Source organism: Seohaeicola saemankumensis (assembly GCF_042678485.1).
Lineage (GTDB): Bacteria > Pseudomonadota > Alphaproteobacteria > Rhodobacterales > Rhodobacteraceae > Seohaeicola > Seohaeicola saemankumensis.
Window position 1 is genome coordinate 133,948 of sequence record NZ_JBHTKR010000005.1, and the last position, 22,037, is coordinate 155,984.

Consider the following 22,037-nt stretch of genomic DNA (forward strand, 5'->3'; position numbering starts at 1 on the left):
CTCCCTTAGGCCGCGTCTGCGGCCATGCGTTCAGCTTTGGCGATCACGTCCTTGATGCCACCAACCATGTAGAAGGCGCCTTCCGGCAGGTGGTCATACTCACCGGCCACAACAGCCTTGAAGGATGCGATCGTGTCTTCCAGCGGAACCTGCACACCGTCCGAACCAGTAAAGACCTTTGCCACGTCGAAGGGCTGCGACAGGAAGCGCTGGATCTTGCGCGCGCGAGCCACGGTCAGCTTGTCCTCTTCCGACAGTTCGTCCATCCCGAGGATGGCGATGATGTCCTGAAGCGACTTGTAGCGCTGAAGCACCTGCTGCACGTCGGTCGCGACCTTGTAATGCTCTTCCCCGATCACGGCGGGGTCCAGCAGGCGCGAGGTCGAGTCGAGCGGGTCCACGGCGGGATAGATTCCGAGTTCCGAAATCGCACGCGACAGAACGGTGGTTGCATCGAGGTGGGCGAAGGACGTTGCCGGCGCGGGGTCGGTAAGGTCGTCCGCTGGCACGTAGATCGCCTGCACCGAGGTGATCGAGCCCGACTTGGTCGAGGTGATGCGTTCCTGCAGCGCGCCCATGTCGGTGGCCAGCGTCGGCTGGTAACCCACGGCGGACGGGATACGGCCCAGAAGTGCGGACACCTCGGAACCGGCCTGCGTGAAGCGGAAGATGTTGTCCACGAAGAACAGAACGTCCGTACCCGACTGGTCGCGGAACTGTTCTGCCAGGGTCAGACCCGACAGCGCCACGCGCATACGCGCACCCGGCGGCTCGTTCATCTGACCGTAGACAAGGGCCACTTTGGATTCGGTCAGGTTATCGGGGACGATAACGCCGGATTCGATCATCTCGTGGTAAAGGTCGTTCCCTTCACGGGTCCGTTCACCCACACCCGCGAACACCGAGAAACCCGAGTGCACCTTGGCGATGTTGTTGATCAGTTCCATGATCAGAACCGTCTTGCCCACGCCGGCACCGCCGAACAGGCCGATCTTGCCGCCTTTGGCATAGGGGGCCAGGAGGTCGATCACCTTGATGCCGGTCACCAGCACTTCGGATTCGGTCGACTGCTCGGCGAATTCGGGGGCGGGGGCGTGGATCGGGCGATGCTCGTCCGCGTTCACGTCGCCCTTTTCGTCAACCGGGTCACCGGTCACGTTCAGAATGCGGCCCAGGGTCGCGTTGCCGACCGGCACCATGATCGGGCCGCCGGTGTCGGACACTTCCTGACCGCGCACCAGACCTTCGGTGGCGTCCATGGCGATGGCACGTACGGTGCCCTCACCCAGGTGCTGGGCGACTTCCAGAACCAGTTTCTTGCCATTGTTGTCTGTGACCAGCGCGTTGAGGATCTCCGGCAGTTGATCCCCGAACTGCACGTCCACAACGGCGCCGATCACCTGGGTGATTTTGCCTTTTGCGTTTGCCATGTTTCGTCTCCGGTTCCTTAGAGCGCCTCTGCGCCCGAGATAATTTCAATAAGCTCGTTCGTGATGACGGCCTGACGCGAGCGGTTGTATTCGATGGTCAGCTTTTCGATCATCTCGCCGGCGTTGCGGGTTGCGTTATCCATCGCGGACATCCGCGCGCCCTGTTCGGACGCCCCGTTTTCCAGCATGGCCGAGAAGATCTGCGTCGCCACACCGCGCGGCAGAAGATCGGCAAGGATCGCCTCTTCGTCCGGCTCGTAATCATAAAGCGTGCTGGCTGCATCCGTCTCTGCCGGCGCGAAGCTGGCAGGGATGATTTGCTGAGCGGTCGGGATCTGGCTGACCACGTTCACGAACTTCGAATAGAAGATCGTGGCCACATCGAAGTCACCCGCATCGAACCGGGCCAGGATGTCGCGTGCGACCTCCTGCGCGTCGGCATAGCCCACGCGCTTGATCTCGGTCAGATCGACATGGCCCACGAAGTGGCTGGCATATTCGCGCTTCATCTGATCGCGGCCCTTCTTGCCCACGGTCAGGATCTTCACGGTCTTGCCCTTGCCCAGCAGCTCTGCCGCCTTCTGCTTGGCCAGCTTGGCGATGTTCGAGTTGAACCCGCCGCACAGGCCACGCTCGGCGGTCATGACCACCAGCAGATGTACCTTGTCGCTACCCGTGCCCGCCAGAAGGCGCGGCGCGCTGTCGCTGCCGCCCACCGACGCCGCAAGCCCCGCCATCACGGCGTTGAACCGCTCGGTGTAGGGGCGCGATGCCTCGGCAGCATCCTGCGCCCGCCGCAGTTTTGCGGCGGCCACCATCTGCATGGCCTTGGTGATCTTGCGGGTCGACTTGACGCTCGCGATCCTGTTTTTCAGGTCCTTGAGGTTTGGCATAGCCTCTTCCCCTTATGCGAAGTCAGCGGCGAAGGCGTCCAGCGCAGCTTTGATCTTGTCCTCGGCCTCGCCCTTGATCTTCGGGTCCTGCTTCGTGATGTACTCCAGCAGATCGGCGTTCTTTGTACGCAGATGCTTGAGCAGACCAGCCTCGAAACGACCGACTTCCTTGACCGGGATCTTGTCCAGATAACCCTTGGTGCCTGCATAGATCACGCAGACGATCTCGGCGTTGGTCAGCGGCGAATACTGCGGCTGCTTCATCAGTTCGGTCAGACGCGCACCACGGTTCAGCAGCTGCTGGGTCGCGGCGTCAAGATCGGAACCGAACTGTGCGAAGGCCGCCATTTCGCGGTACTGCGCCAGTTCCAGCTTCACCGGACCTGCAACGGATTTCATCGCGTTGGTCTGGGCCGAAGAGCCCACGCGCGACACGGACAGACCGGTGTTCACCGCAGGGCGGATACCCTGGTAGAACAGTTCGGTTTCCAGGAAGATCTGGCCATCGGTGATCGAGATCACGTTGGTCGGAATGAACGCGGACACGTCGCCGCCCTGGGTTTCGATGATCGGCAGCGCCGTCAGCGAGCCTGCGCCGAAGTCTTCGTTCAGCTTTGCCGAACGCTCCAGCAGGCGGGAGTGGAGGTAGAACACGTCGCCGGGATAGGCTTCGCGGCCCGGCGGGCGACGCAGCAGCAGCGACATCTGACGGTAGGACACGGCCTGCTTGGACAGATCATCATAGATAATCAGGGCATGGCGGCCGTTGTCGCGGAAATGTTCGGCCATTGCGGTGGCCGAATAGGGAGCCAGGAACTGCATCGGCGCGGGGTCGGATGCGGTTGCGGCCACCACGATCGTGTATTCGATCGCGCCCGATTCCTCGAGCTTCTTCACCAGCTGCGCCACGGTGGACCGCTTCTGGCCGATCGCCACATAGACGCAGTAGAGCTTCTTGCTCTCGTCGTCGCCAGCGGCTTCGTTGTAGGATTTCTGGTTCAGGATGGTGTCCAGCGCAATCGCGGTCTTGCCGGTCTGACGGTCACCGATGATCAGTTCGCGCTGGCCGCGGCCAACGGGGATCATGGCGTCGACGGACTTCAGGCCGGTTGCCATCGGCTCGTGCACCGATTTGCGCGGGATGATGCCGGGGGCCTTCACGTCGGCGATGCCGCGCTTGGAGGTCTTGATCGGACCCTTGCCGTCCAGCGGGTTGCCCAGGCCGTCAACGACGCGGCCCAGCAGCTCGTCACCGACCGGAACGTCCACGATCGACTTGGTGCGCTTGACGGTGTCGCCTTCCTTGATGTCGCGGTCGGAACCGAAGATCACGACGCCGACGTTGTCGGATTCAAGGTTCAGGGCCATCCCGCGGATACCACCGGGGAATTCGACCATCTCGCCTGCCTGGACGTTGTCCAGACCGTAGACGCGGGCGATACCGTCACCGACGGACAGCACGCGACCCACCTCGGCCACTTCGGCTTCCTGGCCGAAATTCTTGATCTGGTCCTTCAGGATCGCAGAAATTTCCGCTGCTTGGATACCCATTTATCCGACCTCTTTCATTGCATTCTGGAGGGAGTTGAGGCGCGATGCGATCGACGTATCGATCATCTTCGAACCAACCTTGACGACAAGGCCACCGATGAGGCTTTCATCGACGGCCGCTTTGATCTTGACGGTCTTGCCGGTACGGCCAGCCAGAAGCTTGGCCAGCTTGTCCGACTGCGCCTTGGTCAGCGCCTTGGCGCTTGTGACCTCGGCGGTGACTTCACCCTTGTCCTCGGCGATGGCGCTGCGAAGTGCGGTTGCCAGTTGCGGCAGCACGAACAGACGGCGCTTTGCGGCCATCAGGCCCAGCACGTTGGTCATGGTGGGGGTAAGCCCCATTTTCTTTGCAATCGCAGCGATCGCTGCGGCCTGCTCGTCGCGGCTGTAGATCGGGCTGCTGATCAGCGCGTTGAAATCGGCGCTGTCCGACAGCGCGGATTCTATCGCATCAAGATCCGCCTCGATCTTGGCGACGCTCTTGGTTTCTTTGGCCAGTTCAAACACGGCCGTCGCGTAGCGCGCGGCAATGCCTGAGGAAATCGAAGCTGGTTCGGACACGTCCACCCTTCCGATATTCTGACCCCGGTCGTTTGATGGCCCTCTGGACCGCCGGGGATGTTACCCTGCCTTGACCCGCGTCAAAGCATCAAAATCGGCGTGGGTGTAGCAGAGCCTTCCAGACCTAGCAACCTGCTATAGAGTCAAAGGGCCGAAAGGAATATATATAAGTTTCAGTCACTTGCCGCAGGTGCGGCGCTTTGCGCCCTATTTGGGCGAAAAAAATTCGTTCTTTTCGCGCCGAAATTTCGATTCCGTGCCCGAAAACCCGGCAGACCCCAAGTCCCGCCGACTGTATGCGTTAGCGGTATCACACCAAGCGGGGCGCGAAAACCACCTTTCAGGCGGGTTTGACCTCGGGTTTGGGGCTGCCCAGACCGTCCAGCGCGTTCAGCGGCCGGCGGATCGCCTCGCGCAGGCCCGGCCCGCTGGACGCCTGCACCCGCTTGGTCGCCTCGACCATCAGGACCCCGCCTGCCAGAACCATGGAAAAGCGCAGGCCCGCGCTTTCCCAGAAACTGGCCGTCTTGCGCCAGAAGCGCCTGTCGGACGGTGGCTGGTAAAGGGCGGTTGCATGCCGCTCCGGCAGGAACGAGTGGCGTTTGAGTTGCGCCTCAAGCTGGCGCAGCGTGTAGGGTCGCCCGTATCCGAATGGCGTGGCATCCGAGCGCGACCACAGACCCGCGCGGTTCGGCACGATGAAAAGCGCGCGCCCCCCCGGCCCGAGGACGCGAAAACACTCCTCCAGCAGCGCCGAAGGCTGTTCGGAGGTTTCCAGACCATGCAGCAACACCAGTTTGTCGACATGTCCCGTCTCCAGCGGCCACGCGGTTTCCTGGCACAGGACCGACACATTCGGCAGGCCGGCGGGCCAGGGCATCACCCCTTGCGGGCCGGGCATCAGCCCCGTCACGCGCCGCGCCTCTTCAAGATAGGGGCGCAGCAAGGGCACGGCGAAACCGAAACCCACGACCGTCTGGCCCTTCGCCTCCGGCCACATCCGCAGCATCTGGTCGCGCACGGCTTTCTGCGCGGCACGCCCCAGCGTGCTGCGGTAATAGAAGTTACGAAGGTCCTGAACATCAAGATGCATTGCGGTCCGCCTCTGGTTCCGCCACTTTAGGGTGCCACCTTACAAAGCGGAAGATGAAACGCCATGCCCCTTGAGATCGTCACCATTCCCTGCCTCAAGGACAATTACGCCTTCCTTGCCCATGACAAGGCCAGCGGCCAGACCGCCGTTGTGGATGTCCCCGAGGCCGCGCCCATCATCGCGGCGCTGCAACAGCGCGGCTGGACACTGACCCATGTCCTGCTGACCCATCATCACTGGGATCATGTCGATGGGCTGGCGGCCTTGCTGGCCGATCACCCCGCAACCGTGATCGGTGCCGCCGCCGACGCGCACCGCCTTCCCCCGCTGGATGTCGCCGTCAGCGAAGGCGACACGATCACCATCGGCGCGGATATCGGCACGGTGATCGACGTGTCTGGCCACACGCTGGGGCATGTCGCGTTTCATTTCCCGGCATCATCGGTCGTCTTCACCGCGGACAGCCTGATGGCCCTGGGGTGCGGGCGCCTGTTCGAAGGCACCCCGGCACAGATGTATGCAAGCCTTGCCAAGCTGGCCGCCCTGCCGCCGGAAACGCTGGTGTGTTCGGGGCATGAATACACGGCGTCCAATGCAAAATTCGCGCTGACCATTGAACCGGGCAATGCCGCGCTTATCTCTCGTGTTGAAAAGATCGAAACCGCGCGCGCGCAGGGCCGCCCGACCGTCCCGTCCCTGTTGTCGACCGAACGCGCCACCAACCCCTTCCTGCGGTCAGACAGCCCTGAAATCCAGGCCAATCTGGGCCTCTCGGGGGCAGATCCCGTCGCTGTCTTTACCGAGGTGCGCCGCCGCAAGGACAGCTTCTGATGCTGAAACCTCACGCATCGGGAACACGTCGAACAAAATGTGACCACCGGGCCAAAGAAAAAACTTGAAGAGCGCCCGATATAGACCACACTTTAATACTATGAGGCCATGTCTGGCGCGGCCAAGACCGCGACAGACCCAGATCAAAGAGGAGCACAGCCGTGCCTTCATTCTCGACCACGCTCGAACAGGCAATCCACGCGGCGCTGGCACTGGCCAACGCCCGCAAACATGAATTCGCAACGCTCGAGCACCTTCTTCTCGCGTTGATCGACGAACCCGATGCGAACCGCGTGATGAAGGCCTGTTCGGTCGATACCGACGACCTGCGTAACACGCTGGTGGAATTCATCGATGACGACCTGTCCAACCTCGTCACCGATATCGAAGGGTCCGAGGCGGTTCCCACCGCCGCGTTCCAGCGCGTGATCCAGCGCGCGGCGATCCATGTGCAATCCTCTGGCCGGACCGAAGTGACGGGCGCGAACGTGCTTGTCGCGATCTTCGCCGAGCGGGAAAGCAACGCCGCCTATTTCCTGCAAGAGCAGGAGATGACCCGCTATGACGCGGTCAATTTCATCGCGCATGGCGTGGCGAAAGATCCCGCCTACGGAGAGGCGCGGCCGGTGACCGGCGCGACCGAATCCGAGGAAACCAATACCGGCTCGTCGACCGAAGCCACCGACCAGAAGGAATCCGCGCTTGGCAAATATTGCGTGGATCTCAACGCCAAGGCATTCAAGGGCGATGTCGATCCGCTGATCGGCCGCGCGGCCGAGGTGGAGCGTTGCATCCAGGTGCTCTGCCGCCGCCGCAAGAACAACCCGCTTCTGGTGGGTGATCCCGGCGTGGGCAAGACCGCCATCGCCGAAGGTCTGGCGCGCAAGATCGTGAAGGGCGAAACCCCCGAGGTACTGTCCAAGACCACGATCTTCAGCCTGGACATGGGCGCGCTGCTTGCGGGCACCCGCTATCGCGGCGATTTCGAGGAACGGCTGAAAGCCGTCGTGAACGAGCTTGAGGCGCATCCCGATGCGGTTCTGTTCATCGACGAAATCCACACCGTGATCGGCGCGGGCGCCACCAGCGGTGGGGCGATGGATGCCTCGAACCTGCTGAAACCCGCATTGCAGGGCGGCAAGCTGCGCTGCATGGGCTCGACCACCTACAAGGAGTTTCGCCAGCATTTCGAAAAGGACCGCGCCCTGTCGCGCCGTTTCCAGAAGATCGACGTGAACGAACCGACCGTGGATGACACGGTGAAGATCCTTCAGGGCCTGAAGCCCTATTTCGAGGAGCATCATTCGGTCCGCTACACCGCAGACGCGATCAAATCCGCCGTGGAGCTGAGCGCGCGTTACATCAACGACCGCAAACTGCCCGACAAGGCCATCGACGTGATCGACGAAGCAGGGGCCGCACAGCATCTGGTGGCGGAATCCAAGCGCCGCAAGACCATCGGCGCCAAGGAGATCGAGGCCGTCGTGGCCAAGATCGCGCGCATCCCGCCCAAGAACGTGTCGAAAGACGATGCAGAAGTGCTCAAGGATCTGGAAAAGACCCTCAAGCGCGTGGTTTTCGGGCAGGACGATGCCATCGTGGCCCTGTCCAGCGCGATCAAGCTGGCCCGCGCCGGCCTGCGCGAGCCGGAAAAGCCGATCGGCAACTACCTGTTCGCAGGCCCCACGGGCGTGGGCAAGACAGAGGTGGCGAAACAGCTGGCCGATACGCTGGGCGTGGAACTGCTGCGCTTTGACATGTCCGAATACATGGAAAAGCACGCGGTCAGTCGCCTGATCGGCGCGCCTCCGGGCTATGTGGGCTTCGACCAGGGCGGCATGCTGACCGATGGCGTGGATCAGCACCCCCATTGCGTGCTGCTGCTGGACGAGATCGAGAAGGCGCATCCCGATGTGTTCAACATCCTGTTGCAGGTGATGGACCACGGCACGCTGACCGATCACAACGGCCGCAAGGTGGATTTCCGCAACGTGATCCTAATCATGACCTCGAACGCGGGCGCCGCCGACATGGCCAAGGCGGCCATCGGGTTCGGCCGTGACAAGCGCACGGGTGAAGATACCGCCGCGATCGAGCGGACCTTTACCCCGGAATTCCGCAACCGCCTGGACGCGGTCATCAGCTTCGGCGCCCTGCCGAAAGAGGTGATCATGCAGGTTGTCGAAAAGTTCGTGCTGCAACTGGAAGCACAGCTGATGGACCGGAATGTGCATATCGAACTGACCAAGCCCGCCGCCGAGTGGCTGGCCGACAAGGGTTACGATGACAAGATGGGCGCCCGCCCGCTGGGTCGTGTAATCCAGGAATACATCAAGAAGCCGCTGGCCGAGGAACTTCTGTTCGGCAAGCTGACGAAAGGTGGTGTGGTGCGTGTGGCCCTGAAGAACGGCGAGATCGATCTGCAGATCGCCGGCCCCGAACAGGCCCGCCTGTCGGGCAACAAGCCACCGTTGCTGACCGCCGACTGATGCGGGCAACCGTGTTGCCGGTACTGATGGCCTCCGCGCTGCCGGGCAGTGCGGGGGCCTTTACTTTGGATCTCCCCGTTGATTGCACCCTGGGTCAGTCCTGCTTTGTCCAGCAATATGTGGACCATGATCCAGGGCCCGGCGCACAGGATTTCACCTGCAAGGGACTAAGTTACGACACCCATACCGGCACCGATATCGCCCTGCCCTCGCTTTCTGCGATGCAGGACGGCGTGGCAGTGCTGGCAGCGGCCCCCGGGCAAGTCAGGGCCCTGCGTGACGGAATGCCCGATACCGGCCTGACAGCCGGGACAGCGGCCCAGATCGAAGGCCGGGAATGCGGCAATGGCGTGGTGATCAGCCATGCCGACGGATGGGAAACGCAATATTGCCATCTGATGCAGGGCTCGGTCAGCGTTACGCAAGGCCAGATGGTGGATGCAGGCACCCCGCTGGGCCAGGTGGGCCTGTCCGGCAATACCGAATTTCCCCATCTTCACATCGCGGTGCGCCGCAACGGCAAGATCGTCGATCCTTTCGATCCTGACGGGCAGATCACCTGCGGCGCGCCCGATCCCGAAACGCTCTGGTCTGCGCCGGTCACCTATGTGCCGGGAGCCCTGCTGAACGCCGGATTTGCCACGGGCATTCCCGACTATGCCAGCATCAAGGCCGGGACCGCGGCCGCCGCGACCATTTCCCGCGACGCCCCCGCGCTTGTGGCCTGGGGCTATGCCTTTGGCGGACAGAAAGGCGATGTGATCCAGATCACCATCACCGGCCCAAGCGGCACGATCACGGATCACAGCGAAACGATCGACAGGAATCAGGCGCAATTTTTTCGTGCCGCAGGCCGCAAGACACCTGCGCGGGGCTGGCCCGCCGGGGACTATGCCGCAAGCGTCAACCTGATCCGGGATGGAATATCCCTGGGTGAACGGGTCCTGAACCTGCGGATCGACTGATCCGCGCGGCAGCCAAGGCCCTTGCCAGCCCCTTGCGCGGCCCATGCGGGGCCCATGCGCGGCATCGTCATTTTTCAGTGAATTTCAACTCGATCCGGCGATTCTGCGCCCGCGCTTCTTCGGTGTCAGCCGTGTTGACGGGGTTATATTCGCCAAAGCCGTTCGCGCTCAGACGATCCGGCGGAATGCCCAGCGAACCGGACATGTAGCGCACCACCGACAGGGCGCGCGCCTGGCTCAGCTCCCAGTTGTCGGTAAATTCGCCCTGCCCTGACAGCGGCACATTGTCAGTGTGCCCATCGACCCGGATCACCCAGTCGATCCCGGCGGGGATATCGCCCGCCACGGCGCGCAGGATCTCGGCCACCTTGGCGACTTCGCCCTGCCCTGCCGCAGACAGGGTGGCGCTGCCCGGCGGGAACAGCACCTCTGACGCAAAGACGAAGCGATCGCCCACAACCTGCACGCCGGGTTGATTTCCCAGCACGTCACGCAGCCTGCCAAAGAACTCGGACCGGTATTTCTGCAGGTCCTGCGCTTCGGCCTCAAGGCGCAGACGCTCGGCCTCTTCCAGCTGACGGCGGCGCCGTTCTTCGGCAGCGGCCCGCGCCAGGGCCGCGTTCAGGTCAGACCCCAGCGATTGCACCTGGATCGAGGCTGCGGCTTCGCGTTCCCGGCTGTCATCCAGAATGGCCTGCAACTGGCCCAGCTGGTTTCGCAGCGCCGCGACCTGCTGATTGAGCAAAGCCTGCGCCCGCTGCGCCTCGGTCGATTTGTCCTGCTCTTCCGCCAGAAGGCGCTGCGCCTGCGCCAGAAGGGCCGCGTCACGCTCGGCCTCGGTCATCCGGGCGCCAAGCTGCGCCTGCAAATCATCGCGCGCGGCTTCGGCGGCCGCCAGCAGGGTCAATGTCTCCTCGGCCCGGCGGCGCTGTTCCTCCAGCGCCAGGGTCATGGCGGTCAGTTCCGTGTCGGCATTCTGCAATCTTGCGCGCAGCGCCTCGGCGGCGGCGGCTTCGGCCAACCGCGCGGCTTCTTCCTCGGACAGTTGCGCCTGTAGCGCGTCCACCTGCCCGCTCAGGGCCTGGGCCTGCGCCTGGGTTTCGGCCTGTTGCGAGCGCAGATCGGCGATCAGCGCCTCCAGCGCCTCGCGCCGCGCAGCGGCAAGGCGGGCCGCCTCGGCGTTTGCGTCGACTTCAGTCCGCGCCTGCGCCAGCGCAAGGTTCAGGGCTTCCTGCTCGGACAGAAGCCTGCCTTGTTCGGCCTCCAGTTCGGCCACGGTGCCCAATGCGGCATCGCGTTCCGACAACAACGCCGCAACCTGCGCCTCGAACGCGGTGATCCGGGTTTGCGCGGCCTCCAGGGCCGCCAGCCCGGCGTCACGCTCGCCGCGCAGGGACAGGATCAACGCCTCCTGCTGCGAAATCTGCGCCCGGGCATCGCCCAGCGTCGCATCCAGCTCTCCCAGCCGCGTCGTCAGATCGGCGCTGCGGCGCTGTTCCAGACCCAGCGCCTGCGCCAGCGCCGCAACCTCGGCACCCAGTGCGTCAAGCTCGGTTGCCTGACCGCTGATCGTCTCGCGCAGCACGAATTGCACCACCATGAAGATGGTCAGCACGAACATCAGCACCAGCAACAGACCGGTCATCGCATCCACGAAGCCAGGCCAGATCGAGGCCTGGAACCTTTGCCCGGTGCGCCGCGACAGGGCCATGGATCAGCCCCCTTCGCCCTTGTTGTCCACCATCCCGCCCAAGGGGCGCGCCACCGCGGGCCGGGCGCGGGACTGTTCCACCGCGCGGGTCAATGCGGCCAGGTCGGTACGCAGCTCGGACATGGTATCCTGCCGACCTGCGCTGATTTCTTCCAGGATCCGCAGAAGCTGCACGTCCATGGACCGCAGGCGCATCCGGCTTTCCGCATCCAGCCCCTCGCCCCGCTCTTGCGCGGACAGGGCCGTGGCAAGACTTTCCTGCCCTTCGGCCAGCCGCAACAAGGCCGCGGTCAGTTCGGATTGCTGCCCACCGCCGGCACCCAACGTATCATTGAGCCCGTCAATGACCGCGCCCAACCGTTCCAGCCGGGCATCCATCGCCGCACGCCCGGTTTCGGCCTGTTCCAGCAGCGCCTGAACGGTTTCCATCTGCTGGACCATGCCATCGACGACCTGCACAAGCATCCCCTGATCCGGCGCGCCCTCGCCTTCACCAGACGAATAACCGACACGGGTGATCGTGCTCAGCCATTCTTCCAGTTCGCGGTAGAACCGGTTCTGGCCGTGACCGGCGAACAATTCCAGCAGCCCCACGACAAGCGAGCCCGCAAGACCCAGAAGGGACGAGCCAAAAGCCACGCCCATGCCGGACAACTGCGCGTCCAGCCCATCCATCAGACGCCCGAAGACGGCAACGCCTTCTTCGCCTTCTTGCGGGGCCAGGCTGCGGATCGTGTCGACCAGCGCGGGCACGGTCGTGGCCAGCCCGTAGAACGTACCCAGCAGACCCAGAAAGATCAGCAGATTGACGATATAGCGCGTGATCTCGCGCGCCTCGTCGATCCGGGTCGCCACGGAATCGAGAATGGACCGGGTGGAACTGGCCCCGATCTGCATGCGTGCGCCACGTGTCCGCAGCAGCGCCGCAAGCGGCGCCAGAAGACGCGGAGCCACCCGCCCGTCGGCGCTACCTTTGGCAAATGCCTCGATCCAGCGAACCGAGGTGATCAGCTGCGCCACTTGCAGGAAACACGCCAGCACACCGATCACGAAGACAAACAGGATGAACCCGTTCAGATAGGGATTGGCCTCGAAAACCGGCAGCACACGCGGCAAGGCCAGCACTACGACGAATGCGGCCAGACCCAGCACCAGCAACATCGACAAGATCTGGCGCAGGGGTTGTGAAAACTGCGGCTCGGCCTCGCGGTCCGGCATGTCCATGCGGACGGCTCCTGACACTGTTTATTGTTGTGGTCGATCCTAGGGGCTGAACCCAGAACTGCCAAGGGGTTATCCCTGCTGACGGGCCTTTATCCGGGTCAGATCTCGCACTCTGCCGTCCAGCCAGGCCAGATCGGGGTCGGCGATTCCCAGACCGTCCAGATGCGCCGCCGTATTGTGCAGATATTCGGTGTTCGGACCCCGCCCGCCCACGGCCTGCGCGATGATCTGCGCCTGCTCTTCCAACGGAAGACCGCCGCAATACTGGACATGGTCAGGGTCGATCACATAGGTCACGGCCTCGACACGCGTGCCATCGGCCAGATCGACCATCAGCACCCGCTCCACATAGGCCGAGGAGATCAGCTCGCGTTCGCGCAGATAGGCCAGAACGGTATCGGCCTGATCGGGGCGAACCCCAAGCGCCAGCCCGTGACATTCGGCCCCGGCGGCTGCATCCAGCGCCAGCACCAGCCCCGGCGCGTCAGGCGTGCCGCGGTGATGGATCGAGCGCATGCAGAAACTGCGATGGTAATCCGGCAGTCGCGCCAGAACCGTCCGGCTGACCTCGAAGCCGGGATTCCACAATAGTGATCCATATCCGAACACCCACATCATGGCGCCACTGGTCCTTCCATTTGCACCCCTGTAAACACCACCAAAGGCGCAGTGAAAAGGGGGGACCCGCCGCGTGAAACGACTGTTGTTCCTGATCATCGTATCGGCCGCGCTCTGGTCCGGTTACTGGTTCTACGGGGCCTCGACCACGCGCAGCGCCTTTGAGGGCTGGTTCGCAGACCGGCGCGCCGATGGCTGGGCCGCCGACTATGACACGCTTGAGGTGTTGGGCTTTCCCAACCGCTTTGACGTGACCCTGACCGATATTGCCCTGGCCGATCCGGCAACAGGCTGGGCCTGGGATGCGCCGTTCTTCCAGATACTGGCGCTCAGCTACAAGCCCCATCACGTCATCGCCGCATGGCCCGACCTGCAACATGTCGCAACCCCGCTGGACAAGTTCGTCATCACCCAGGCCGCGATGCAGGCCAGCGTGGTCCTGTGGCCCAGTACCGATCTTGCACCCGATCGGGTCCGCCTTGTCGCCGATACCTTGCAGATCAGCGCAAGCGATGGCACCGCAACGGCCATGAGCGCGCTGCGCCTTGCCGCCGAAAGGCTGGGCCCGGACGGGCAGCCCGCCACCGCTGCCCCGGAAGACGTCGCAACAGGCTATCGCATTGCCTTGTCCGCCGAAGGGGTTGCACCCGATCTTGGCCTGCGACACCGCATCGACCCGGCAAACAGGCTGCCGCGCACGCTGGATGCCTTGCGCGCCGATGTGACCCTTGGATTCGATCGCCCCTGGGATCGCCGTGCCGTGGAAAAGGCCCGCCCGCAGCCGCGACTGATCTCGCTGCGCCTGGCCGAGGCGCGCTGGGGCGAGCTGGAGCTGAAAGCGGCCGGCGATCTGGATGTGAACCCCGAAGGTCGGGCCACGGGCCGGATCACCGTCAAGGCGCAGAACTGGCGCGAGATCCTTGCCATGGCCCGTGCCTCGGGCGAATTGCCCGCCGGGGTGGCCGACACGCTGGAACGGGCGTTGTCCCTTCTGGCAGGCCGCAACGACGGGATCGACATACCGCTGGATTTCCGCGGTGGCCTGATCTGGATCGGCCCCGTTCCGGTCATGGACAGCCCGGTCTTCGTGCTGCGCTAGCCCGGTCGTACGCCTGGCGCGGCGTCAGCGGCAATAAGGCCCGCCGCGATGGCGTGCGGTATCGAAATGGAAATGATCCTGGTGGAAGCGATCGGAATCCGGCCCCAGCACCGTGCCGAATGTCCCGCAGGCCGCCCTGTGCATCTGTTTCAGCGCCCGCCCATTGCGCCCGGTGCCCCAGTCGCGCAGGACGGTCACGTCGGTCCCGTCACGCAGGCGATAGCCTGACACGTCGATGGCCTTGCCGCGCCCGTGCTCGGAAATGCGCGCGCCCGGCTGATGGTTGCGTGTGCGGCAGGCATAGCTGGCCGCAACCCGGATGGATTGCACGCCACCGCCCTTGTTGCCGACGGCGGCCATCAAGCCCCTGTCGACCCAACTGCCGAAGGCTCGCGCCGTCGGACAGTCAACCACCGCCCCCGAGCTGAGTTGCACGCCATTCACCTCGTGCAGGCGCACGGCGTTGGCGATCCCGCATCCGGTGATACCGCCGGGCACCTCGCCCACGACTTCGCCGCGCAGGGCCGGATCGTTGCAGATCATCGGATAGCCGCTGGTCGATGGCCCCACCCTTGGCGCGGATCGTTCATAGCGCACGCTGCACGCACTTGCGCTGAAAAGCAGCGCCACCAAGGCCAGGGGAAAGATGCCGGCGCGTCTCAACGGACCGCCTTCGTACGTCCGAAATCAGGCGCATCGGTATCCTGCCCCGCCTCGATGATACCGCGCCGGATGGCGCGGGTGCGGGTGAAATAGGCATGCAGGTGATCACCGTCCCCGGTACGGATCGCGCGTTGCAAGGCGAACAGTTCTTCGGTGAAACGGCCCAGGATTTCCAGCGTCGCTTCCTTGTTGGTCAGGAACACGTCGCGCCACATGGTCGGATCGCTGGCCGCGATACGGGTGAAGTCACGGAAACCGGCGGCGGAATACTTGATCACCTCGCTATCGGTCACGCGGCGCAGATCGTCGGCCACGCCGACCATCGTATAGGCGATCAGATGCGGCGCATGGCTGGTCACGGCCAGCACCAGGTCATGATGATCAGCCTCCATCGTATCGACATTGGCGCCGATCCCCTGCCAGAGTCGGGTCAGACGGTCCAGCGCCTCGGGGTCAGTCCCTTCGACCGGCACAAGAATGCACCAGCGATTGTCAAAGAGGGTGGCAAAGCCGGATTCGGGGCCCGAATGTTCGGTACCCGCCAGCGGATGCGCCGGAATGAAGTGCACATGCGGCGGCAGATGCGGGCCAACGGCCTCGATCACGGCGCGCTTCACCGATCCCACGTCGCTGACCGTCGCGCCTTTCGCCAGATGCGGCGCGATCTCGGCCGCGACCTGCTCCATGGCGCCCACGGGCACGCAAAGCACGACCAGATCGGCATCCTTGACCGCCTCGGCCGCCGTGTCGCACACACGGTCGCACAGCCCGATTCGGCGTGCCGTGTCGCGCGTCGCGGCGCTGCGGGCATAGCCCGTCACCTCGCCCGCCAGGCCGCCCCGCTTCATTGCCCAGAACATCGACGAGGCGATCAGCCCCAGCCCGATCAATGCGACGCGATTGTAGACCACGCTCACCTTGCACCCCCCTTGAACTGCCCCACCGCATGGGCCACCCGACGGCAACTGGATTCGTCCCCGACCGTGATCCGCAGGCATTGCGGCAGCTTGTAACCTGCCACGCGCCGCACGATCAGACCCTGCGATTTCAGATAGGTGTCGCAGGCTTCGGCCTCTGCCTGGTCGGCAAAGCGCGCCAGCACGAAATTCGCCATCGAGGTATCGCATTGCACCCCGTGTTCGGCCAGCGCCTGCGCCAGCCAGACCCGCAGACGCGCGTTTTCCGCGCGGCACTTGGCGGCATAGGCCTGGTCGCGCACGGCGGCCTCGGCGGTGGCCAGCGCCGTGTTGGACAGGTTGAACGGCCCCCGGATACGGTTGAGCACATCAATGATCGCGCGCGGCCCATAGCCCCAGCCCACGCGCAACCCGCCCAGGCCATAAAGCTTGGAAAAGGTCCGTGTCATCACGACATTGTCGCGCGCCTCGACCAGGGCGGCGCCGCCATCATAGCCATCGACATATTCGGCATAGGCCCCGTCCAGCACCAGAAGCGCGTGATCCGGCAACCCTTCCGCCAGCCGCGCCAGCTCGTTGCCACCGATCATCGTGCCGGTCGGGTTGTTGGGGTTGGCGATGAACACCAGTCGCGTGGCGGGGGTGACGGCCGCAAGGATCGCGTCCACATCGGTCACACGGTCGCGTTCCTTCACCTCGACGGGCGTGCCGCCTGCGGCAAGCGTGCTGATGCGATACATCGCAAAGCCGTGTTCGGTATGGATCACCTCGTCACCAGGGCCGACATAGGCCTGGCAAAGAAAATGTATGATCTCGTCGCTGCCCACGCCGCAGATGATGCGATCGGCGTCCAGACCGTGCACATCGGCAATCGCGCCGCGCAGGCCCGCGTGATCGGTCGAAGGGTAGCGATGCAACTCATAGCCCGAGCGGCGGAACGCCTCGATCGCGGCCTCGCTCGGTCCGAACGGGTTCTCGTTCGAACTCAGCTTCACCACCTCGCTGACGCCATCCACATGCGCGGCGCCACCCTGGTAAAGCTCGATCTGCATGATGCCGGGTTGCGGCTGGATCTGGGTCATGTCTTCGCTCTCCTTGCGCCCCCTCTTAGCGGCGCGCCCCTTCCAAGAAAAGCGCGAAAGAAGCGGGATCCGTCATGCCGCAGACCAAAGGGCGGCAACTTCATCGTTCCCCAAATACTCAAGCCGCGCCCGCGCCGCCGCAACACCGCGTCAGGTCGCAAGCACATTGCGAAAGAGCCAGGGATCACTTTCGTCGATATCCTCGGGAAACAGCTCCCAACGATCCTGAAGGGGCGTCCAGTCGGTGTAATGCGCCTCCACCGGGCCAAGGTAGGGCCGCTGCACCTCGAGGCAACGGGCGTGATCCATCTCGTCGGTCTCGACGATCCCGGCGCGGGGGTTTTCTAACGCCCAGACCATGCCGGCCAGAACCGCGCTGGTCACTTGCAGCCCGGTCGCGTTCTGATCGGGGGCCAGGGTCCGCGCCTCGGCATTGGACAGGCGCGAGCCGTACCACAGCGCGTTTTTCGCATGCCCGTAAAGCAGCACACCCAGTTCATCTATTCCTTCCACGATTTCGTCGGGGCCCAGGATGTGATGCGCGTGCTGCACCCGGCCCGAGCCGAACATCTCGTGCAGCGACAGCACCGCATCATCGCAGGGGTGATAGGCGTAATGGCAGGTGGGCCGGTATTCGGGCGCGGCGGCATCGCCGATCGTATAGTAATCCGAAATGGAAATCGCCTCGTTATGGGTGACCAGAAAACCGAATTGCGGCCCCGGCGTCGGGCACCAGCTGTGCACGCGGGTGATCGCACCGGGGCGCTCAATCCAGATCGCGGACTGACAGCCCGTGGCATGGCGATAGGCATTATCGGGAAACCATGTCTCATGCGTGCCCCAGCCCAGTTCGGCGGGCTGGAAGCCTTCGGCGATGAAACCCTCGACCGACCAGGTGTTCACGAAAACACCGCGCGGACGCGGCACCGCGCGGGCCTGGGTGTCGCGCTCGGCCACATGCACGCCCTTCACTCCCAGATCGCGCATCAGCATCGCCCAACCCTGCCCATCTCTTGGTGCCTCGATCGCCTGGCCGCAATCCGCGGCCAGTTGCAACAACGCCTCCTTGACGAACCAGCTGACCATGCCGGGATTGGCCCCGCAGCATGACACGGCCGTGGTCCCACCGGGATGGGCGGCCTTCTCGTCGCGCACCTTCTGGCGCAGCGCATAATTCGTGCGCGCCTCATTGTCGGGGGTCTCGAAATAGAACCCTGTCCAGGGCTCCACCACCGTGTCGATATAAAGAACGCCCATCTCGCGGCACAGCCGCATGATATCCAGCGAAGAGGTATCGACCGACAGGTTGACGCAGAACCCTTTTCCATCCGCAAAAAGATCGCCAAGAACCTGGCGGTAGTTGCCCCGTGTCAGGCCGATCGGCATGTGCGGGATGCCCCGCGCAGCCAGATCGGCCACCGCTGCGGGATCTGGTTCGATCACCATCAGACGGTCCGCATCGAAATCGAAATGCCGCTGGATCAGCGGCAGGGTGCCCCGCCCGATCGAGCCATAGCCGATGATGACCACCGCGCCCTCTATACGGCCATGGACCGGCCAGTCACCACGATTACCAGTTGTCATCATTCACCCTCCACCATGCGGCACCGCCGATGATGCCCAGGTTTCCTTGTGACATGAAAAAACCCGCCGCAGAAGCTGCGGCGGGTCCTGATCCCCCGAAAGAGGGGGTAATCCGGTGCGAAGGCTTAGTTCTTCGCGTAGAATTCGACCACCAGGTTCGGTTCCATGATGACCGGATAGGGCACATCGCCCAGGGTGGGGGTGCGCACGAAGGTCGCGGTCAGCTTGGAGTTGTCGACATCCAGGTAATCGGGAACGTCACGCTCGGGCAGCTGGGTGGCTTCCAGGATGGCGGCCATCTGCTTGGACTTCTGGCGAACCTCGACCACGTCACCCTCTTTCACACGGTAGGAGGGGATGTTCACGCGCTTGCCGTTCACGGTCACGTGGCCGTGGTTCACGAACTGGCGGGCGGCGAACACGGTCGGCACGAACTTCGCGCGGTAGACCACGGCGTCCAGGCGGCGCTCCAGCAGGCCGATCAGGTTTTCACCGGTATCGCCCTTGACGCGCTCTGCCTCGGCATAGATGCGGCGGAACTGCTTTTCAGTCAGGTCGCCGTAGTAGCCCTTGAGCTTCTGCTTGGCGCGCAGCTGGGTGCCGAAATCGGACAGTTTGCCCTTGCGGCGCTGGCCATGCTGGCCGGGGCCATATTCGCGGCGGTTCACCGGGGATTTCGGACGGCCCCAGATGTTTTCGCCCATGCGGCGGTCGATCTTGTACTTGGCAGACGTGCGTTTGGTCACGGCTGATCTCCTTCGTTAGAGTATGAAGGGCGTTGTCCTCTGGCAAAAGCCCGACAGGACACCCCTTGCGGGGGCCACCAACACCAATGAAGCCGCGCTTATACGGCCGCCATTCGCAGAGTCAACAGCGATATGACCACAAGGCGCAGGCCGGAAGCGTTGACGACACGCGCGACACCCGCCTAGGGTCGGACACCGAAGCTTGGAGGGTGTCATGCGTAAATGGTTGTTCTGTGTGGGCCTGCTGGCCCTGGCGGGTTGCGGCGTGCCCTTCGTCCCGCTTGTCTGAGGCGCGGCGGTCGCGCCACGCCATCCCGACCGCCCCCATCGCCACGCGGCGGCATCCGCCGGTCTAGGCGGCCTCGTGCATCAGGATGGCCGCCTCCGAGGTGCTCAGCATGCGTCGCGCGGCCGCGCCATAGACATGCGGGTCATATTCCAGCGCCGGGAACATGGCCAGAAGCCGCATCCGGTCCTCTGCGGCCAGGCTTGCAAGATCCGCCTGCGCCGGGTGGAAGCTTTCGGTTTCAAGGCCATTGGCCCACAGAACGTGATGCGAGGGCAGCAACAGGTGCACATAGGTGACTTCCCGCAGCGCCATATCCACCGCGATGGTCTGCCCGTTCACCAGGTCGCGGGCCGCAACCAGAACCTCGTCCGTGTTGAAAAGGGCCTGCGCGGCCCGTCCGCGCAACAACATCCGATGATCAGGTGACACCAGCAGGTCCTGGTCAGGCCGCTCGACGCCCAGCGCGCGGGCGCGGAAACGGATCGGTCGCAGCTTTGGCATCGCGAAAAGTCTTGCGCCGCTCATCCGGCGGCTGCCGACCCACAAGACCTCCTGCGGGCCGCTGTCACGGGTCTGGACCAGGTCGCCCTCGCACAGCTCCTCGACCAGACGCGGGCCATTCGGGGTCGCGATACGCGTGCCGTGCGTAAAGCAGATGACCCCGCTGCCAGAAGGGCCAGCCGCGTTCAGGTGCATCAGGTTCATCGTGTGATGCACGATCCACAGATCGGTATCACGCGGGGGCAATCTATCCAGAAACATCAAAAGCGGAGGGGCGCCCGTGCCCACTTCGATCACCGTGACGGCAAAGCTTTGCGCCCCGTCCGTGACCACAAAGCAACTTTCTTCCAGCGGCGTATTGATTTCAACGCTGTCCAGGTCGCGCGTCTGCGTGATCGCAGCCCCGACAAGGCGACGCACCGTACGCGCCGCACGTTTTCTCAGCTCTGCCTCGCCTTCCGCAGGCCCAAGACGCAACAGGTGACCCGGACCGTCCACCCGCACCGCATCACCACGCCAGGACCAAGAGGCCCCAACCGCCAATGATGCCAAGGGGGCGGCCTCGAGACCGTCCACTTCCGTCTGTGACCAGGAGATGACGAACGTGCCCTCAAAGCCCGTTTCCATACCTGCTCTATCTGCCTCAAGTTATTGTTTTTATTGTTGTTGTCTTTTTTAGTATCAAAAGACTAGCAGACCATGGGCATGGCTGCAAATCCCTCTTGAACACCAAGGGGATTTTGAGGGCAAAAGGGTTGCACGCACGCCACGCGGCGAATGGGCCTTTGTGTGGGCCTGGGTCTTGTCAGAAATTCAGATCCAACCGGATCGACCCCAGGACCTGCCCCTCGCGCTGGCCTTCGAATTCCTTGCCCAACCAGGTCAGACCATAGAAGACAGCGGCGCGGTCGCCCTGCCAATGCATCCCGGCCCGCAGCCTTGTGCGCGCATCGCGCACCACAACACCGGAAGAGGCAGGCAGGAACACGCTATCCGACACTGCCGCGATGTCGCCGCCCATCACGAAGGCAAAGCCTGCCGCATCGCCTTTCACGCTGCGATACCGCTGACCGGTGACCGGATCGCGCACCAGCAATTCGCCCTGGCCAAGATCGCCGAGGGTCACATCCACACCCGCGCGCAGCAGCGTTTCAGCCCCGGCCCGCGCCTCGATGAAGGGGCGCATGCGCGCGCCCGCAGCCAGTGCAACCTCGCGCCCGGCCTCGCCAACCAGCGTGGGGTGAATGCCGTTGCCGACCTGCGCGGCCCGCGTCAGCCTCGAGGCCTTGTCGACACCCACCAGATCATGAAAGCCCGCTTGCAGGTCGTCCAGCCGGGTTTGCGGCCCGGTCATCACCACGTCGCCGCCCATCGCCATTTCAAGCCCGGCGCGCTGAAAATGCGTATGCAGGCCCAGCGAAAGCGCCGTTGCATAGGGACGATCGCCAGCCGCCGGGTTGACCAGGTTTTCAGGGGCGATGATCTCGGCACCCAGGCGCAGTTCCAGAATATCGCCGATATCGTAGGGCAATGCCCCCGCCCAACCGCGCCCCCAGACCCGGCTTGAGGCGACAGACCCGCTCCGCCAACGGTCCTGACCGGTCGCGATATAGTCATTGTTGATAAGGCGGCCATAGCCGATCCGTTCACGCGTCTGCGCCGCAGACATCTGCGGCATGACCATCAAGGCGATGCAGATCGCTGTCAGGACACGAAACATGGTGCTTTCCTTTGTGATTCACGCAACTTACGCCAGCCATACGCGATCTGGACTGCGGGCGACCAGTCGC

19 protein-coding genes are annotated in these 22,037 nt (G+C 63.8%); 4 read left to right on the top strand and 15 right to left on the bottom strand.

Features of this window, described 5'->3' with window-relative positions:
- Positions 1-5: 5 nt before the first annotated feature.
- The 5 genes from atpD to ACFQ3C_RS12935 form a co-directional block, all read right to left on the bottom strand.
- Complete coding sequence (atpD, locus tag ACFQ3C_RS12915) at positions 6-1,430, bottom strand: F0F1 ATP synthase subunit beta (protein WP_380792456.1); 1,425 nt, start codon at positions 1,428-1,430, stop codon at positions 6-8.
- Positions 1,431-1,447: 17 nt separating this feature from the next.
- Positions 1,448-2,323, bottom strand: coding sequence for a F0F1 ATP synthase subunit gamma (locus ACFQ3C_RS12920; protein WP_380792459.1), 876 nt, complete (start codon positions 2,321-2,323; stop codon positions 1,448-1,450).
- Positions 2,324-2,335: 12 nt separating this feature from the next.
- A complete protein-coding gene (gene atpA / locus ACFQ3C_RS12925; RefSeq protein WP_380792462.1) occupies positions 2,336-3,874 on the bottom strand; it encodes a F0F1 ATP synthase subunit alpha in 1,539 nt (512 codons plus the stop codon).
- Positions 3,875-4,435, bottom strand: a complete 561-nt coding sequence (locus ACFQ3C_RS12930) for a F0F1 ATP synthase subunit delta (RefSeq protein ID WP_380793327.1) — start codon at positions 4,433-4,435, stop codon at positions 3,875-3,877. It lies immediately after the preceding gene.
- Positions 4,436-4,775: 340 nt separating this feature from the next.
- Positions 4,776-5,528 carry a class I SAM-dependent methyltransferase gene (locus ACFQ3C_RS12935; RefSeq protein WP_380792465.1) on the bottom strand — a complete coding sequence of 251 codons (753 nt, stop codon included), beginning with the start codon at positions 5,526-5,528 and terminating at the stop codon, positions 4,776-4,778.
- Between the two features lie 63 nt (positions 5,529-5,591).
- Here ACFQ3C_RS12935 and gloB point away from each other — a divergent pair, with 63 nt between their 5' ends.
- The 3 genes from gloB (at position 5,592) to ACFQ3C_RS12950 (ending at position 9,813) form a co-directional block, all read left to right on the top strand.
- Positions 5,592-6,359, top strand: a complete 768-nt coding sequence (gene gloB, locus ACFQ3C_RS12940; protein ID WP_380792468.1) for a hydroxyacylglutathione hydrolase — start codon at positions 5,592-5,594, stop codon at positions 6,357-6,359.
- 161 nt (positions 6,360-6,520) lie between these two features.
- On the top strand, positions 6,521-8,848 hold the full coding sequence (gene clpA, locus ACFQ3C_RS12945; RefSeq protein WP_380792471.1) for an ATP-dependent Clp protease ATP-binding subunit ClpA: 2,328 nt from the start codon (positions 6,521-6,523) through the stop codon (positions 8,846-8,848).
- Between the two features lie 65 nt (positions 8,849-8,913).
- On the top strand, positions 8,914-9,813 hold the full coding sequence (locus tag ACFQ3C_RS12950; RefSeq protein ID WP_380792474.1) for a M23 family metallopeptidase: 900 nt from the start codon (positions 8,914-8,916) through the stop codon (positions 9,811-9,813).
- Positions 9,814-9,880: 67 nt separating this feature from the next.
- Here the strand turns inward: ACFQ3C_RS12950 and ACFQ3C_RS12955 are convergent, their stop codons facing one another.
- The 3 genes from ACFQ3C_RS12955 to ACFQ3C_RS12965 form a co-directional block, all read right to left on the bottom strand.
- Positions 9,881-11,524, bottom strand: coding sequence for a peptidoglycan -binding protein (locus ACFQ3C_RS12955; protein WP_380792477.1), 1,644 nt, complete (start codon positions 11,522-11,524; stop codon positions 9,881-9,883).
- 3 nt (positions 11,525-11,527) lie between these two features.
- The gene (locus tag ACFQ3C_RS12960; RefSeq protein WP_380792480.1) at positions 11,528-12,748 is read right to left on the bottom strand and encodes a biopolymer transporter ExbB; all 1,221 of its coding nucleotides are present in this window, start codon (positions 12,746-12,748) and stop codon (positions 11,528-11,530) included.
- Positions 12,749-12,817: 69 nt separating this feature from the next.
- A complete protein-coding gene (locus tag ACFQ3C_RS12965; RefSeq protein WP_380793329.1) occupies positions 12,818-13,363 on the bottom strand; it encodes a gamma-glutamylcyclotransferase in 546 nt (181 codons plus the stop codon).
- A 76-nt stretch (positions 13,364-13,439) separates the two neighbouring features.
- Between ACFQ3C_RS12965 and ACFQ3C_RS12970 the strand changes: the two genes are divergently transcribed.
- On the top strand, positions 13,440-14,465 hold the full coding sequence (locus tag ACFQ3C_RS12970; RefSeq protein WP_380792483.1) for a DUF2125 domain-containing protein: 1,026 nt from the start codon (positions 13,440-13,442) through the stop codon (positions 14,463-14,465).
- A 24-nt stretch (positions 14,466-14,489) separates the two neighbouring features.
- Here the strand turns inward: ACFQ3C_RS12970 and ACFQ3C_RS12975 are convergent, their stop codons facing one another.
- From ACFQ3C_RS12975 to ACFQ3C_RS13005, 7 genes are all read right to left on the bottom strand, one after another.
- Positions 14,490-15,128 carry an extensin-like domain-containing protein gene (locus tag ACFQ3C_RS12975; RefSeq protein WP_380792486.1) on the bottom strand — a complete coding sequence of 213 codons (639 nt, stop codon included), beginning with the start codon at positions 15,126-15,128 and terminating at the stop codon, positions 14,490-14,492.
- Positions 15,125-16,045, bottom strand: a complete 921-nt coding sequence (locus ACFQ3C_RS12980; protein ID WP_380792489.1) for a prephenate/arogenate dehydrogenase family protein — start codon at positions 16,043-16,045, stop codon at positions 15,125-15,127. Before ACFQ3C_RS12980 ends, ACFQ3C_RS12975 begins: the two co-directional genes overlap by 4 nt.
- Positions 16,042-17,127, bottom strand: a complete 1,086-nt coding sequence (hisC, locus tag ACFQ3C_RS12985; protein WP_380792492.1) for a histidinol-phosphate transaminase — start codon at positions 17,125-17,127, stop codon at positions 16,042-16,044. The genes ACFQ3C_RS12980 and hisC overlap by 4 nt, the downstream gene beginning before the upstream one ends.
- Before the next feature lie 150 nt (positions 17,128-17,277).
- Positions 17,278-18,711, bottom strand: a complete 1,434-nt coding sequence (locus ACFQ3C_RS12990; protein ID WP_380792495.1) for a homospermidine synthase — start codon at positions 18,709-18,711, stop codon at positions 17,278-17,280.
- Between the two features lie 125 nt (positions 18,712-18,836).
- Entirely contained in the window at positions 18,837-19,457 is a 621-nt protein-coding gene (rpsD, locus tag ACFQ3C_RS12995) for a 30S ribosomal protein S4 (RefSeq protein WP_380792498.1), read from the bottom strand.
- 352 nt (positions 19,458-19,809) lie between these two features.
- Entirely contained in the window at positions 19,810-20,874 is a 1,065-nt protein-coding gene (locus ACFQ3C_RS13000) for a Hint domain-containing protein (protein WP_380792501.1), read from the bottom strand.
- A gap of 178 nt (positions 20,875-21,052) precedes the next feature.
- A complete protein-coding gene (locus tag ACFQ3C_RS13005) occupies positions 21,053-21,967 on the bottom strand; it encodes a lipid A-modifier LpxR family protein (protein WP_380792504.1) in 915 nt (304 codons plus the stop codon).
- Between the last annotated feature and the right edge of the window lie 70 nt (positions 21,968-22,037).